General features: G+C 65.2%; 13 protein-coding genes and 1 pseudogene. 9 read left to right on the plus strand and 5 right to left on the minus strand.

Annotated elements, in window-relative coordinates; genetic code table 11:
* Positions 1–52: 52 nt before the first annotated feature.
* From SJI00_RS08110 to SJI00_RS08120, 3 genes are all read right to left on the minus strand, one after another.
* On the minus strand, positions 53–2,488 hold the full coding sequence (locus tag SJI00_RS08110; RefSeq protein WP_322461210.1) for a TonB-dependent siderophore receptor: 2,436 nt from the start codon (positions 2,486–2,488) through the stop codon (positions 53–55).
* 100 nt (positions 2,489–2,588) lie between these two features.
* Positions 2,589–3,548 carry a FecR domain-containing protein gene (locus tag SJI00_RS08115; RefSeq protein WP_322461211.1) on the minus strand — a complete coding sequence of 320 codons (960 nt, stop codon included), beginning with the start codon at positions 3,546–3,548 and terminating at the stop codon, positions 2,589–2,591.
* 4 nt (positions 3,549–3,552) lie between these two features.
* Positions 3,553–4,095 (minus strand): sigma-70 family RNA polymerase sigma factor, encoded by a 543-nt coding sequence (locus SJI00_RS08120; protein ID WP_322461212.1) that lies wholly within the window; start codon positions 4,093–4,095, stop codon positions 3,553–3,555.
* Between the two features lie 129 nt (positions 4,096–4,224).
* Between SJI00_RS08120 and SJI00_RS08125 the strand changes: the two genes are divergently transcribed.
* The 8 genes and pseudogenes from SJI00_RS08125 (at position 4,225) to SJI00_RS22550 (ending at position 12,229) form a co-directional block, all read left to right on the plus strand.
* Positions 4,225–4,866, plus strand: coding sequence for a LysE family translocator (locus SJI00_RS08125; protein ID WP_322461213.1), 642 nt, complete (start codon positions 4,225–4,227; stop codon positions 4,864–4,866).
* A 181-nt stretch (positions 4,867–5,047) separates the two neighbouring features.
* Positions 5,048–6,358 carry an MmgE/PrpD family protein gene (locus SJI00_RS08130; protein WP_322461214.1) on the plus strand — a complete coding sequence of 437 codons (1,311 nt, stop codon included), beginning with the start codon at positions 5,048–5,050 and terminating at the stop codon, positions 6,356–6,358.
* 9 nt (positions 6,359–6,367) lie between these two features.
* Positions 6,368–7,717 (plus strand): LLM class flavin-dependent oxidoreductase, encoded by a 1,350-nt coding sequence (locus SJI00_RS08135; RefSeq protein WP_322461215.1) that lies wholly within the window; start codon positions 6,368–6,370, stop codon positions 7,715–7,717.
* Positions 7,718–7,720: 3 nt separating this feature from the next.
* The gene (locus SJI00_RS08140; protein ID WP_322461216.1) at positions 7,721–8,623 is read left to right on the plus strand and encodes an ABC transporter substrate-binding protein; all 903 of its coding nucleotides are present in this window, start codon (positions 7,721–7,723) and stop codon (positions 8,621–8,623) included.
* Positions 8,620–9,522, plus strand: a complete 903-nt coding sequence (locus SJI00_RS08145) for an amino acid ABC transporter permease (RefSeq protein ID WP_322461217.1) — start codon at positions 8,620–8,622, stop codon at positions 9,520–9,522. The genes SJI00_RS08140 and SJI00_RS08145 overlap by 4 nt, the downstream gene beginning before the upstream one ends.
* The gene (locus SJI00_RS08150) at positions 9,519–10,280 is read left to right on the plus strand and encodes an amino acid ABC transporter ATP-binding protein (protein ID WP_322461218.1); all 762 of its coding nucleotides are present in this window, start codon (positions 9,519–9,521) and stop codon (positions 10,278–10,280) included. The genes SJI00_RS08145 and SJI00_RS08150 overlap by 4 nt, the downstream gene beginning before the upstream one ends.
* 323 nt (positions 10,281–10,603) lie before the next feature.
* Positions 10,604–11,374: pseudogene (locus SJI00_RS22545) on the plus strand (MCP four helix bundle domain-containing protein); the annotation flags it as partial.
* A complete protein-coding gene (locus SJI00_RS22550; protein ID WP_416221015.1) occupies positions 11,366–12,229 on the plus strand; it encodes a methyl-accepting chemotaxis protein in 864 nt (287 codons plus the stop codon). The pseudogene SJI00_RS22545 and the gene SJI00_RS22550, both read left to right, overlap by 9 nt.
* 98 nt (positions 12,230–12,327) lie before the next feature.
* Here the strand turns inward: SJI00_RS22550 and SJI00_RS08160 are convergent, their stop codons facing one another.
* Positions 12,328–13,098, minus strand: a complete 771-nt coding sequence (locus SJI00_RS08160) for an SDR family NAD(P)-dependent oxidoreductase (protein WP_322461220.1) — start codon at positions 13,096–13,098, stop codon at positions 12,328–12,330.
* A gap of 152 nt (positions 13,099–13,250) precedes the next feature.
* On the opposite strand from SJI00_RS08160, the gene SJI00_RS08165 reads away from it, so the two are divergent.
* Positions 13,251–14,015, plus strand: coding sequence for a hypothetical protein (locus SJI00_RS08165; RefSeq protein ID WP_322461221.1), 765 nt, complete (start codon positions 13,251–13,253; stop codon positions 14,013–14,015).
* A gap of 94 nt (positions 14,016–14,109) precedes the next feature.
* Here SJI00_RS08165 and SJI00_RS08170 read toward each other — a convergent pair whose 3' ends face one another.
* Positions 14,110–14,874, minus strand: a complete 765-nt coding sequence (locus SJI00_RS08170) for an amino acid ABC transporter ATP-binding protein (protein ID WP_322461222.1) — start codon at positions 14,872–14,874, stop codon at positions 14,110–14,112.
* Between the last annotated feature and the right edge of the window lie 8 nt (positions 14,875–14,882).

The raw sequence follows: 14,882 nt of genomic DNA on the forward strand, positions 1-14,882 counted from the left end.
GCGGGTACTCTACCTGTCTGGCCCGCGCATTCAAATGCGCGGGATGCTGCGGCTAGAAATCCCAGCGCGTGGTCAGCATGTAGTTGCGTGGCTCGCCGTAGGCGCCTGCGGTGTAGAAGCCCAGGTTGGTGTAGTAGCGCTCGTCGAACAGGTTGTTGGCGTTGAGCGTGGCCGACAGGTGCTCGTTGAACTGGTAGCGCGCCATGGCATCGACCAGCCAGTACGGCTTCTGCTCGAAGTCTTCGTAGCGCTCGCGCGGGCCGTTCCAGATTGCCTGCCAGGCGCGGCTCTGCCAGCGCGCGCCACCGCCGATGGTCAGCTTGTCGAGGGCGCCGCGCAGCTTGTAGGTGGTATTGAAGGTGACCTGGTGTTCCGGCTCGAAGGTCGAGATCTTCTCTTGATTGTGATCGCGCACGATCTTGTGGGTGTAGCCCGCCTGCAACTGCCAGCCAGGGGCCAGTTCGCCCGAGGTCTCGATTTCATAGCCTTTGGTCACTGCCGGGGTGCCTTTGAAGGCGTAGTTGCCCGGTTGCGGGTCGCGGTTATTGTACTCGTCGTCGGATACCGAACGGTTGTCTTCGTGGATCTCGAAATACGCCGCGCTGGCGTTGAGCCGGCCCTCGAAGAACTCGGCCTTCAGGCCCACCTCGTAGTTCTGGCCTTCGTCCGGGTCGAGCAGCTTGTCGTCGCGGTCGCGGTTGTAGTTCTCCTGCGGCATGAAGATGTCGGTGTAGCTGGCGTACAGCGAATAGGTGTCGTTTAGGTCATAGATCGCGCCGACGTACGGCACCACGCGACCAGTTTCGCGATAGGTCGGCGTGTTGCCGGTCAGTTGGTAATTCACCACGCGTGCGCCGAGGATCACCTTGAGGTCGTCGGTCATGTTCAGGCGGGTGGTCATGTAGCCGCCGGTCTGGCGTACGGTGTCGTCGAGGAACTGGGTTTGCGCGCCCCAGTTCGGTTCGCGCAGGTTGCCATGCCAATTGTTGAAGTCGACCACGTTGGGGCCGTAGGTGGTGTAGTCCCAGAAGCCTTTGCCCTGCCAGCGGGCGTTGGCAATGGAGCCGCCGAGCACCAGCTCATGTTCGCGGCCGAACAGCTCGAAGGGCCCGCTGACGTAGAGGTCGGCCGAGTTGCTGACGGTGTCGCCGGTGTACTTGCCGGCAGTGATCTTCGAGGTGCCGTCGGGGTTCGGGGTGGCGCCCTGGATCGACCCCATGGCGGCGTGGTAGCCATTGATCTTGTGGTCGAGCTGCAGCTTGCTCACCCAGCCGTTACCGAAATCGTGTTCGAGCATGGCGAACACGGTGCGCGTGTACTGCTCCCAGGCGCTCCAGTTGGCCGCGTTGTTGAACGAGCGCGACACCTTGTTGGGATTGCCCTGGGAGTCGATCAGCGGAAAGCTGCCGGACCAGCTGGAGGCCTTGGGCAGGCTGTCCTGGTAGTCGCCCCCTACGGTCAACAGCGTGTCGGGGCTCAGGTCGAATTCAAGGATGCCGTAGTACACCGGGGTCTTGCGGCTGTAGCGGTCCATGAACGAGTGCTTGTCTTCATAGGCCGCCACGGCGCGTCCGCGCACCGTACCCGCCTCGTTCAGCGGGCCGCTGAGGTCCAGCTCGCTGCGGTATTTGTCCCAGGAGCCCGCGCCCAGGCTGACGTGGCCCTGGAAATCGGCCGTGGGTTTTTTACGCACCAGGTTGATGGTCGCGCCCAGCGAGCCGGCGCCGGTGAGCAGCCCGGTGGCGCCTTTGAGCACCTCGACGCGGTCGTAGATGGCCATGTCGCTGAGGGTGTTGCCCGCCGAGTAGCCAACGTTGCGCGCCGTGGACGGAATGCCGTCGTACTGGAAATTGTTGATCGAGAAACCGCGCGCATAATAATTGGTGCGGTCGCTGTCGTAGGCTGAGACGGTAATGCCTGGGGTGTGGCGCATCACATCGTCGACACTGTTGAGGTTGAAGTCGTTGAGGTGCTGGCGGGTCATCACGGTGATCGACTGCGGCGTTTCGCGGGGCGTGAGCACCAGGCGCGTGGCGGTGGCGATCGAGCCTGGCGTGTACGAGCCGCTGCCCTCGGTGATGCTGCCCAGCTGGTTGGAGACGATTTCGGTGGTGCCCAGCTCCAGCGCGCCAGCGTCAGCGGCGTGTGCGCCGGCGCTGATGCTATAGCGCCCGTCGCTTTCGCGCAGGGCCTGCAGACCGGCGCTGCTGAGCAACTGCTGCAGCCCCTGATCGGCGGTGTAGTTGCCGTCCAGCCCGGCGGTGCGCTGGCCACGGGTAAGCGCGGGGTCGAACGACAGCACCACGCCCGCCTGGGCGGCGAAGCGGGTGAGTGCCGGGCCCAGATCGCCAGCATCGATGTGATAAGCGCGCGCGCTGTCAGATGCCGCCTGGGCGGGCAGCACGTTGCCCAGGCCGAGCAGGGTCGAGCAGAGCAGGGCGCGGCGCAGGTGGGCGGCCAGGCGGCCGGTGGGGAATGGGGGTGTCATGGTCGGATCTCGTTGTCGTTGTCGGCAGAGGAGGGCGTGAAGGCCTCGGGGATGAGTCGAACGGCAATGAGAAAACCTATCAATCGCGTTGGAAAAAATTTTACCGCGCTGTCACCGTCACCCAATACCGCGTGGTCTGCTCGATCCGCACCGGCAACGCCGAAGCCACCGCGCGCAGCGCTTGCTCGGTGTCATGGATGGCAAACGTGCCACTGATGCGCAGGCCCGCCACGGCCGGATCGCAGCGCAGCCAACCGGCGCGGTAGCGCGACAGCTCGGCGAGAAACGCATCCAGGCGTTGATCGTTGGCCAACAGCACGCCATGTGCCCAGGCGTCCTGGCCCGCTGGCAGTGCCTCGATCACGGCGCTGCGCCCGGGCTGGAAGCGGCACTGGCTGCCAACGCCGAGCAGGCTGGGCGCGGCACCCTTGGGGCTGACCCGTACCTGATGCTCGAACACCGCCACGCGGGTCACGTCACCCTCGGTGCGCACGGAAAATCGCGTGCCCAGGGCCTGCACCCGACCGTGCGCGGTCTGCACCCAGAACGGGCGCCGGGCGGGGTCGGCGGCGGTGCTCACCAGCACCTCACCTTTGCGCAGCAGTAGTTGCCGTTGGCTGGCGCTGAACTGCACGTCAAGTGCGCTGGCGGTATTCAGGCGCACCTGCGAACCGTCGGCCAGGGTCCGTGTGATCTGCTCGCCGGTACGCGTGTGGTAGTCAGCCAGCCAGCCGCCGTGCTGCACCTCACGGTAGCCGCCCAGCCCGAGCAGGCCGCCCCCCAGGGCTACGGCGATGCCTTTGAGCACGCTGCGGCGCGGGGCCATGGTGGCGTGTTCGGCCAGCGTCAAGGTGCGCCGGGTCAGCGGCGCGGGCGCGGCCTGCAGGCGCTGCTGCAACCGCTGCACCTGCTCCCAGGCCCAGCGGTTGTGCGGGCTGTGCTCGCACCACTGCTGCCAGGCGGCCTGGTCGGCGGGTGTGGCGTGTTCGCTGCCCAGCACGCTGAACCAGTGGGCGGCATGGGCGAGGGCGGCTTTGTGTGCATCGGTGAGTGTTGCCACCGCTTCAGCCCAGCGCGTCGAGGCTGAACAGCAGGCAATGCTGGGTGGCCTTGGCGATGTAGCGCGTCACGGTCACCACCGATACCTGCAAACGCTCGGCGATGACGCTGTAGGTAATGCCATCGAGCTGTGACCAGAGAAACGCCTGGCGCACCTGCGGGCCCAGGCCGGCAAGCATGCGGTCAAGTTCGTACAAGCTTTCCAGCAGAATCGCTCGGGTTTCCTCACTGACTGCCACTGCCTCGGGCTGTTCGGCCAGGGCCTGCAGCCAGGCCCGTTCCAGACGCACGCGGCGCAGGTGATCGATCATCAGCCGCCGGGCGATGGTGGCCAGATAGCCTTTGGGTTCGCGCACTGCGCTCAAGCGGGCCTGCGCGTCGCGGGCCGTCAGCACGCGGATGAACACGTCCTGCACCAGGTCGGCGGCAAGCTCCGTACAGCCGACACGCGGTCGCAGCCAGCCCAGCAGCCAGCGTTGGTGGCTCTGGTAACAGGCCTGCACCTGTTGGTTGAGAAGGGTCTGGCTCGACGGTGGACGGCTCGACATGTCGCGGCTCGAAAATGCAACTGGGATTTGTTCTCATTTTAGGAGGTGCTGCGATTAATGTGCAACTGCGGATGTCAGCTACGGAGGTTTGTGTAAGATGCTGGCTCCAGCTTTGTAAGAGTTTGTGCCATGGATGCCCATTCCCTGCTTGCCTTCACCGCCGTCGCCGCCATTGCCATCGCCAGCCCAGGCCCGGCCACATTGATGGCGGTCAACAACAGCTTGGCCCACGGCCCGCGCAGCGCGGTGTGGTCGTCGTTGGGCAACGGCAGCGGGCTGTTCTGCCTGTCGGCGGCGGCGATGCTGGGCCTGGGGGCGCTGCTCGCCAGTTCGGAAATGCTGTTCAACGGCGTGAAGCTGGCCGGTGCGGCGTATCTGTTCTACCTCGGCGTCAAACAGCTGATGAAAAAGACCCCGCTGCTGGCCGCAGACGATCAAAACGGTGGTGCGGCGCTCAAGCCCGTCCCCGGCAAACTGTACCGCTCGGCGTTTCTCACGGCGCTGACCAACCCCAAGGCCACACTGTTCTTCACCGCACTGTTTCCACAGTTCATCGACCAAAGCGCGGCATTGCTGCCGCAGTTCCTGACCTTGACTGGCATTTTCGTCGGCTTGTCGCTGCTGTCGCTGAGCCTTTATGCCGCGCTGGCCGCGCGGGCCAAAGGCGTGCTCAGCAAGCCTGAATGGTCGCGCTGGCTCAATCGCCTGGTGGGCACGACGTTCATCGGTTTTGGCGCGGCGGTGCTGGCCATGCGCCGGCAGGCTACCTGACCCAGGCAGCCGGCAGGCCCGCAAAGGCCTGCCTGATTTCCTACAATCGATATAGCGTTAGACCTACATGGAATAATCCATAACCTTTGGTTATTGGCAAATGCGCTGATAGAACAGGACACTCACACTTCTTCCGATTTTATTGATGCAAGTCAACGTCTTGCATTCAAAGGTGTGCCTCTTGAGTGATTCCCTGAGCGGGCTGCTGGCCGATGCGCTTATTTCCACCCGACCGCAGAGCGCACAACGCCAACGCGCCCGCGACGGCGTGGTCGACTATTTCGCCTGCCTGCTGCCCGTGCAGCTCGGCCTGCTCGACGACGCCGGCCTGGCCGCCGTGCGCCGGGTCTATCCCGCGCGGCACAGTGCCGACAATCACGCCTTGCAGCTCGGCTACCTGAGCCACGCGCTGGACTTCGACGACTATCACGCCAGTTTGCGCGGTCACCCCAGTACGGTGGTGCTGTCGACCTTGCTGGCGCTCACTGACAGCGCCGCGCCAGTGGGCCACGCGGCGTTGCTGGACGCCTATGTGATCGGTGTCGAGCTCGCTGGCCGCCTGGGCAGGGCCATCGGCACCCGGCACTACGCAGCCGGCCTGCACAGCACGGCCACCTTGGGTGTGATCGCCGCAGCGGGTGCAGCGTGCCGCCTGCTGCAACTGAACCGCGCGCAGACCCAGATCGCCCTGGGCCTGGCGGCGACCCAGGCCGCCGGCCTGCGCGCGCAGTTCGGCAGCGCTGGCAAGGCGCTGCATGCGGGCTTCGCGGCGCGCCAGGCAGTCAACAGCGTGCAGTTGGCCGGCAGTGGGTTCGTCGCCCAGCCCGACACGGTGCTGGAGGCCTTCTTCGACATTCTCGGCCTGGGCGCCGCCCGCCCCGATGACCTGCTAGCCGGTTGGGGCGCGCCGTGGCGAATCGACGCGCCTGGCCTGGAGTTCAAGCGCTACCCCACCTGCGGCGGCACGCACAGCGCCATCGAGGCCGCGTTCGTCTTGCGTGCCAGCGCAGGCTTTGACCTGAACGCCGTGCAGGCCATCGAGGTCAGTTTCCCGCCCGGCGCCGACACCGCGCCTTCGATCCGTGCGCCGCAGACCGGCGTACAGGGGCGCTTCAGCCTCGAATACACCGTTGCCGACGCGTTGCTGCACGGAGCGATTGCCTTGGAACGGTACGGCGAACAGCCGGTCGACATCGACATTGCCGAGCTGGCGGCCAAGGTCCGCCGCGTGCCCGACCTCGGCGCACCGGCCGATGAGCTAGACCCGGACCTGCGCTTTCACCGCGTCACGCTGCACCTTGCCGATGGCCGCACCCTTAGCCACTGTGTAACCCGTCAGCAGACGGCCGCGACGCCCACCGATGTGCGCGGCAAGCTGCGCGCCAACCTGCACGCGCTGCCCGCCGAGCGTCTCGACGCCCTGTGTACCGACCTTCAACTTGCCGACGATGCCGCCTTGCAGCGCCTGGTCGCTCTCATTCGCTGCCCTTGAGGATCTGCCATGTCCACGCCACAGCCCGCTTCCCGTCAACTGCGCCTGGGCCTGTTCGTCCAGGCCCTGGGCCACCATGTCAGCGGCTGGCGCGCCGACGGTGCGCAAGGCTCGCCCACTGACATCGACTGGTTCACCTGGATCGCCAAGACCGCCGAACAGGGCAAGTTCGACATGTTCTTCGTCGGTGATGCCTTGGCCACCAGCGTGCACCGCCTGCCCTCGACCATGTCGCGCCTGGAGCCGCTGACCCTGCTCTCGGCACTGGCTGTGCAAACCCGGCACATCGGTCTGGCCGCCACGGCCTCGACCACCTTCGACGAGCCGTTCCACCTGGCCCGTGCGCTGTGCTCGGTCGACCATATCAGCCACGGCCGCGCAGCCTGGAACGTGGTGACCTCGTTCTCGGCAGACGCCGCGCGCAACTTCAGCCGCGAAGACCTGCCATCGCACGCCGACCGCTATGAAGTGGCGCGCGAGTTCCTCGATGTGGCCTTCCAGCTGTGGGACGGCTGGGAAGAGGGCGCCATCGTCCGCGATAAAGCCACCGGCCAGTACAGCGACGAAGCCAAGATTCATGCCGCCAACCACAAGGGCAAGCACTTCCAGGTCCAGGGCCCGCTGAACATCGCCCGCTCGCCGCAAGGGCGCCCGGTGATCATCGAAGCAGGCTCTTCGCCTGCCGGCCAGCAGCTGGCCGCGCAAACCGCCGAAGTGGTGTTCACCGCCGCCGCCTCGCTGGAAGAAGGCCAGGCCTTCTACCGCAGCCAGAAGCAGTTCGTGCGCGAGGCCGGGCGCCATCCCGACCACCTGCTGATCCTGCCGGGCGTGATGCCCATCGTCGGGCGCACGCGCGAACAGGCCCAGGCCGTCTGGGACCAGCTCAACGAACTGGTCGACATCGACAACGGCATCGAGCAACTGTCGGCGCGTTTCGGCACCGACATGACCGTCTACCCGCTGGACGGCCCAGTGCCGGAAATCAAGCCCACCGAGGGCAGCCAGAGCCGGGTCAAACTGCTCACCGAGCTGGCCGCGCGGGAAAACCTCACCCTGCGTCAGCTCGCCGCCGTGGCGGCTGGCTCACGTGGCCACCGAGTGATCGTCGGCACTGCCGAAGACATCGCCGATGATTTCCAGCATTGGTTGGAACAGGAAGGCGCGGATGGTTTCAACATCATGCCGGCTGTGCTGCCTGAGCAACTGCAGTTGTTCGTCGAGCTGGTGATTCCTGAATTGCAGCGCCGTGGCCTGTTCCGCACTGACTACCAGTACCCCACCCTGCGTGAAAACCTCGGGCTGCCCTGCGTTACCGACAACTTTGCCGCCGTCGCCCCGTCGACCTCCCCTGAGGAATGAGCCATGAATAAACCTGCACTGATCAGCGCCGCCGCCGCGCTGCTGGCCGTTCCCGGCGCTTTCGCCGCCCCTGCCCAAGGCAGTGTGCCGTTCGCTGCCACCGCCACGCCTGCCGTGGACGCCGCCTTGCACGCGACCCTGCCCGAAGCGATCCAGAAACGTGGCTACATCGTTGCCGGCACCAACCCCAATACCCCACCCACCACCTTCTACCAGGCCGACAACAAAACCCTGGCCGGGCGTGAAATCGACATCATCAGTGCCGTGGCCGACCGCCTCGGCGTGCAACTGCAACTGCGTGACACCGGCGGTTTCGACAACATCATTCCGGGCCTCAAGTCGGGCCGTTATGACGCAGCTCTGGCGAACATCGATGCCAACCCCAAACGCCTGGAACAGGTCGATTTCGTGGGCTACTACAACGCCTCCAAGCTCGCCCTGATCGGCCGGGCCGACGCTGCGCTGGGGCCGTTCAACCGCCTCGATGCACTGTGCGGGCAGACGGTGGGCGCCGGTGCCGGCACCTCTCAGGTGACGCGCCTGCAGCAAGCCAGCGAGGCGTGCGTGGCTGCTGGCAACAAGGCCATCAATGTGCCGATCTTTCCGGACCGCCCGGCGGGCGTGCAAGCGGTGATCAGCGGCCGGGTGCCGATGTTCTTCGGCCCGTTCGAGGGCCTGCGCTACCAGGCCAGCCATGTGAAACCGCTGGCCATGGCCGGGGAAATCACCATCGAAGACACCATCGTCTCTATCGCCCTGCCTAAGGGCTCGCCGCTGGGCAAGCCCATCCAGGCAGCGCTGAACTCGCTGATCGCGGACGGCACCTACAAGCAGATTCTCGACAAATGGGAAATCGGCTTCGGTGCAGTGAAATCGGCTGGCCTCAATGAAGAAAACATCCGATGAAGCCAACGCTCGACCCTGACAGCGCCGGCCTGCGTATCGTCGCCAACCGTCACTGGGGCCGTTGGGCCAGTGCCGCCGTGGTGATCGCGGTGCTGGCGCTGGTGCTGCATTCGATGCTGGAAAACCCGCGTTTCGAGTGGGACGTGGTGGCCGCCAACCTGACCGAGGAATCGATCCTCAACGGCGTGCTGATGACCATCAAGCTGACACTGATTTCGGTGGTGTTCGGCTTTGCCGGCGGTACGGTGCTGGCGTTGATGCGTCTGTCGTCGAACCCGGTGCTGGTCGGCGTCAGCTGGGCCTACACCTGGTTTTTCCGCGCGGTGCCGATGCTGGTGCAACTGTTCCTCTGGTACAACATTGCCGCGCTGTACCCGCGTCTGGTCTTGAGCCTGCCGTGGGTGGGTGAGGTGTGGAGCGCGACCACCAATGAGGTCATCAGCCCGTTCAGTGCGGCAGTGCTGGCGCTGGTCATTCACCAGTCGGCCTACGCGGCCGAAATCATCCGCGCCGGCATTCAGAGTGTGGGCGCCGGGCAACTGGAAGCGGCCAAGGCCCTCGGTTATCGGCCAGGGCAGATCTTCCGCCAGACCGTATTGCCGCAGGCCATGCGCACCATTCTGCCGCCGGCTGGCAACGAGGTGATCGGCCAGCTGAAAACCACGGCCGTGGTCTCGGTCATCGCGCTGCAGGATGTGCTGTATTCGGCGCAGATCATCTACCAGCGCACCTATGAAGTGATCCCGCTGCTGTTGGTGGCCACCGCCTGGTACCTGCTGATGACCTCGCTGTTGTCGGTGCTGCAGCATTTCGTCGAGGTGCGCTTCAGCCGCGGTAATACCCAAGGCCGGCGTAACTGGCTGGGCCGCAGCGTGGCGCGGCAGGAGTCCGAAGCATGAGTGAGCCCATTCGCCTGCGCGGCGTGCACAAGCAGTTTTCCGGCAACGCCGTGCTCAAAGGCATCGATCTCGACATCGCGGCGGGGTCGGTGACGGTGATCCTCGGGCCGTCGGGCTCGGGCAAATCCACCTTGCTGCGCTGCATCAATCACCTGGAAAAGCTCGACGGCGGCACCATTCACGTGGGCGACACGCTGATCGGCTACCAGCGCAAGGGCCAGGCGCTGTACGAGCTGCCGGAAAAGCACGTGGCCGAACAGCGCCAGCGCATCGGCATGGTCTTCCAGCAGTTCAACCTGTTCCCGCACCGTACGGTGTTGCAGAACATCGTCGATGCGCCGCTGCGCATTCTTGGCCAGCGCAAAGGGGAGGTGCAGGCACGCGCGATGGGCCTGCTCGAACAGGTCGGCCTGGCCCACCGCGCCGATGCCTGGCCGCGCGAGCTGTCGGGTGGCCAGCAGCAACGGGTGGCCATCGCCCGTGCCCTGGCCATGCAGCCACAGGTGATGCTGTTCGATGAGCCGACCTCGGCGCTCGACCCGGAACTGGTGGGCGAGGTGTTGCAGGTCATGAAGCAGCTGGCGCACTCGGGCATCACCATGGTGGTGGTGACCCACGAAATCGGCTTTGCCCGGGAAGTGGCCGACAATATCGTGTTCATGGACCAGGGCCAGGTGGTGGAAAGCGGGGACGCGCGCACCTTGCTGGACCATCCGCAACACCCGCGCCTGCGGGAGTTTCTGGCCAGTGTGCTGTAAGCGGCGAAGGTCCTGGGCTGGAAACAAGGGCTCAGGGCCTGATGCCGATGCGGTACGCCGAGTTCAAACCCGTCGAGGCTGGATACGCGCCTGCGCCGGCAGGATTTTCCTGCAGAAATGGGTTCGCCCAGCTCCCCTCCATTCGTGTCGGAGCGGCGTCAGCCGCGATGGGCCGTAAAGCGGCCCCAGTCCCTCACTGACTGGCATCAGGCCCATGGCCATCATTTTTTCAGCGCTGCCTAAAGAGTTACCGAATACGTCCGATAGTGTGACAGACCTCTCATTTTTCGCATGGACTGCGATCCACTACGGATAACGTATCCATGTCTCTTCGCAGTTTGAACATTGCCCCGCGCGCGCTGTTGGGGTTCGCTTTGATCGGTGTGCTGATGCTCAGCCTTGGGGTGTTTTCCCTGATGCAGATGAGCGACATCCGCGAAGCGGGCGTCAAGATCGAGACCGTCGGGGTGCCCAGCATCAAGACCCTCAACGAACTGACCCTTGCCAACCAACGTTTGCGCACCCTGGGCTACAACCTGCTGGTCAACCGCGACCCGCAGGTCCTCAGCGAAACCGCGCAGCGCATGGATGAGCGCAACGCACAGATCGACAAGGCCCGCCAGGCCTACCAGAGCCTGGTGGAAGCGCAGAACGAACAAGTCATCTTCGATCACTACGGGCAACTGCTCGGTGAATACCGTCAGTTTGAAGCGCGTATTCGGGACTTCAGCCGCGATGGCCGCCTCGAGGACCTGCGCGCGCTGCTCAACGGCGACATGCTGCGCAACTCCGACGCCATCAACACCGTGATGGGCGAGCTGGTGCAGTTCAACACCGACCAGTCGCGCAAGAGCAATGCCGCCGCGCAGAACAGCTATGAAGCGGCCGTTCAGTGGGTCATCGGACTGCTGGTGATCGCCACGTTGCTGACGTTCCTGTTCGCGTTCCTGCTGACCCGCAGCATCGTCAAGCCAGTCGACGATGCCCTGCGCACCGCCGAGTGGATCGCCGCCGGGGACCTCACCCATGCCATCGACACCTCCGGCACCGACGAGGCCGCGCGCCTGTTGCAAGCCATGGCCAAAATGCAGAACGGCCTGCGCGACACGGTGCAGCAGATTGCCGGCTCTGCCACGCAGCTGGCCTCGGCGGCCGAGGAGCTGAACAGCGTCACCGATCAGGGCGCACGCGGGCTGGCTCAGCAGAACGCGGAAATCCAGCAAGCCGCCACGGCCGTGACGGAAATGACCAGTGCGGTAGAAGAAGTGGCGCGCAATGCCGTGAGCACCTCTGAAGCCTCGGGCGAAGCCAGCCGCACGGCCGGCGACGGTCGTGACCTGGTGCTGGAAACCGTCAGCGCCATCGAGCGCATGAGCGGTGATGTGCAAGCCACCGGCAAGCTGGTCGAAGACCTCGCTGGGCAATCGCGCGACATCGGCAAGGTGCTGGACGTGATTCGCGGCCTGGCCGACCAGACCAACCTGCTGGCCCTCAACGCGGCGATCGAAGCCGCGCGCGCCGGCGAGGCGGGCCGGGGGTTCGCGGTGGTGGCCGATGAAGTCCGCGCTCTGGCGCACCGCACCCAGCAGTCGACCAGCGACATCGAACGCATGATCGGCAGTATCCAGGGCGGCACCGAGCATGCCGTGGAGTCGATGCGCACCAGTACCGAGCGCGCCGAGTCGACCCTGAACATGGCCCGCGGCGCGGGCCTGGCACTCGACACCATTGCCGGTGCGGTGTCGCAGATCAACGAACGCAACCTGGTCATCGCCAGCGCCGCCGAAGAGCAGGCGCAGGTGGCGCGCGAAGTGGACCGCAACCTGGTGAACATCAACGACCTGTCGATCCAGAGCGCTGCAGGCGCGCACCAGACCACCATGGCCAGCGCAGAGCTGTCGCGGCTGGCAGTGGATTTGAATGGGCTGGTGGGCAAGTTCAGGACGTGAATGGGTGGGTGAGGGCACGGGGGAAGCGCGAGGGCGGTGTTGTCGCCTGATGCAGATGCAGGGGGCCACGCCGATGTCGGGCAATTACGTCGCCGCACTCACCACTCGATCGGCGTGTCGTTCCAGGCCCAGAAGCTACCGCTGTCGGCGGGCCCATGCCGGGCGATCACCTGCAACAGGCGGTCTGCAGTGTAGGTCGGGGTGAACAGTCGTTCGGCGGGTACGTTCCCCTGGAACGGCTTCGACAGCTCCGTGTCGGTCGTCCCCGGATGCAATGAAAGCACCGTAGCTTGCGGGTTCAAACGCTTGAGCTCGACGCTGGCGCTGCGCAGCAACTGGTTCAGCGCCGCTTTGCTAGCGCGATAGCTGTACCAGCCGCCCAGACGGTTGTCGCCGATGGAGCCGACCCGCGCCGAGAGTGCCGCGAAGGTCATCGGCTGTTTGCGTAGCAGGGGCAGCAGGTGCTTGAGCAGCAGGATCGGCGCGAACGCGTTGCTGGCGAAACTGGCCTGCAACCCGGCCAGATCCAACTGTGCCAAGGATTTCTCCGCTCTCGCGCCTTGCTGGTGCAGGATGCCCAGCGTGCACACCAGCAGATTCGGCGTCGCGTCTTGGGCGCCCAGCGCGGCGGCCAAGTCGGCGAGTGCTCGTTCGTCGCGCGCATCGCAGTCGATGCGCTGCAACCGCGTGCCGTGCTGCGCATGGAGCTCGGCCAGCGCGGTGTTGCCGGTCGCCGTCCGCGCTACCGCCCACACCCGCCGCACATCGTCGCGGCCGAGCAGGACGCGGCACAGCGCCAGGCCGATGCCCTGGCTGGCGCCGACGATCAGCACTTCGGCAGGACCGTTCAGGTCGGGAATCAGGCTCATGCTCGGTCCTCACTCGAAAGCGGTGCCGCTGGCCGGTGCCGGGGCGGTGTAGCGTGAGGCCCGTGCAACCTGCAATCGTTCCCGCCGGATTCCCCAAGCGCCGCACTTTCCGGCATGCTGCACACCCGCCTGTCATGATTCGACACACATCCATGTCCCTTTTCTATCTCAAGCTGTTGATCACGCCCATGCTGATGCTGGGTATTTCCCTTGCCGGCAAACGCTGGGGTACGCAACTGGGCGGCCTGCTGTCCGGCCTGCCACTGACCTCGGCGCTGGTGATGCTGTTCATCGGCCTGGAACAAGGCCCGGCCTTCGCCCTGCAAGCGGTGCCCGGCGCGTTGGCGGGATTGGCGGCGGTACAGGCGACGTATCTGTGTTATTTCCTCATCACCCGGCGCTGCCCGGCCTGGCTGGCGTGCTGCGTGTCATTGCTGTTCTATGGTGTCGGGGCTTGGTGCATGAGCCAACTGGGCGGCTTGGTGTTGCCCGTGGCGGTTACCGTAGCGATGCTGGTCGCCAACCTGATCGCCACCCGGCCCCATTCCGACCTGGGCAGCGCGCGACTCGTTCCGACGCCACGCTGGGTGATCCCCATGCGCATGGCTACCGCTACGTTGTTGCTGCTCGCCATCACTACCAGCGCCGAGCGGCTGGGGCCGGTGGCCAGTGGCGTGCTGGCGCCGATTCCGGTGATCGCCTGGCCATTGATGGTATTCGCCCATGTGCAGGGCGGGCGGTTCGAGCTGGCGACCATCGTGCGCGGCAATGCCATCGGCGCGGTGGGAGTGATCGGTTTCTATCTAGCGATGCATGCCACGATCATGGCGTGGGGCACAGGGCCAGCGGTTGCGGCTGCGGTGGTGTTGGCGGTGGTGAGTACCTTTGGGTTGGCGCGCGTGGTGAATCGGCGTTGACTGGCCTCGAGGCCCCGTAGCAGCGGCTCGTGCAGGGCAGACCTCGCGGCGCGCCCGCTTGCCCGTGCCGGTCTACGCCTCGCACAGCGCCGGTTCAATGCAGTACCTGACTCAAGAACAATCGCCCCCGCTCACTCTGCGGGCGCTCGAAGAACGCCTTGGGCGTCGCCTGCTCGATCACCTCGCCCTGGTCCATGAACACCACCCGATGCGCTACGGTCCGGGCAAAGCCCATCTCGTGGGTCACGCAGACCATGGTCATGCCGTCTTCGGCCAGGCCGACCATGGTGTCGAGCACTTCTTTGACCATTTCCGGGTCCAGCGCCGACGTCGGTTCGTCGAACAGCATGATCTTGGGCTGCATGCACAACGCCCGGGCGATGGCCACGCGTTGCTGCTGGCCACCCGACAGTTGGCCGGGGTATTTGTGGGCCTGTTCTGGAATGCGCACCCGTTCCAGGTAATGCATCGCCAAGGCTTGCGCTTCCCGGCGCGGCATCTTGCGGGCCCAGACCGGGGCGAGGGTGCAGTTCTGCAGGATGGTCAGGTGCGGGAACAGGTTGAAATGCTGGAACACCATGCCGATTTCGCGGCGGATGGCTTCGACCTGCCTGGCGTTGTGGGTGAGTTCGACGCCGTCGACGACGATGCGGCCTTCCTGGTGCTCCTCAAGACGGTTCAAGCAGCGGATGGTGGTCGATTTGCCTGAGCCGGAAGGGCCGCACAGCACGATGCGCTCGCCTTGCTGCACGCTGAGGTTGATGTTCTTGAGCACCTGGAAGTCGCCATACCACTTGTTGACGTTCTCCATTTGGATCATGGGTCGTGGATGCAGAGGGTTGCGGATCGCTTCGCTCATTTCGAACT

This window comes from Pseudomonas gebzensis, assembly GCF_034427815.1.
Lineage (GTDB): Bacteria > Pseudomonadota > Gammaproteobacteria > Pseudomonadales > Pseudomonadaceae > Aquipseudomonas.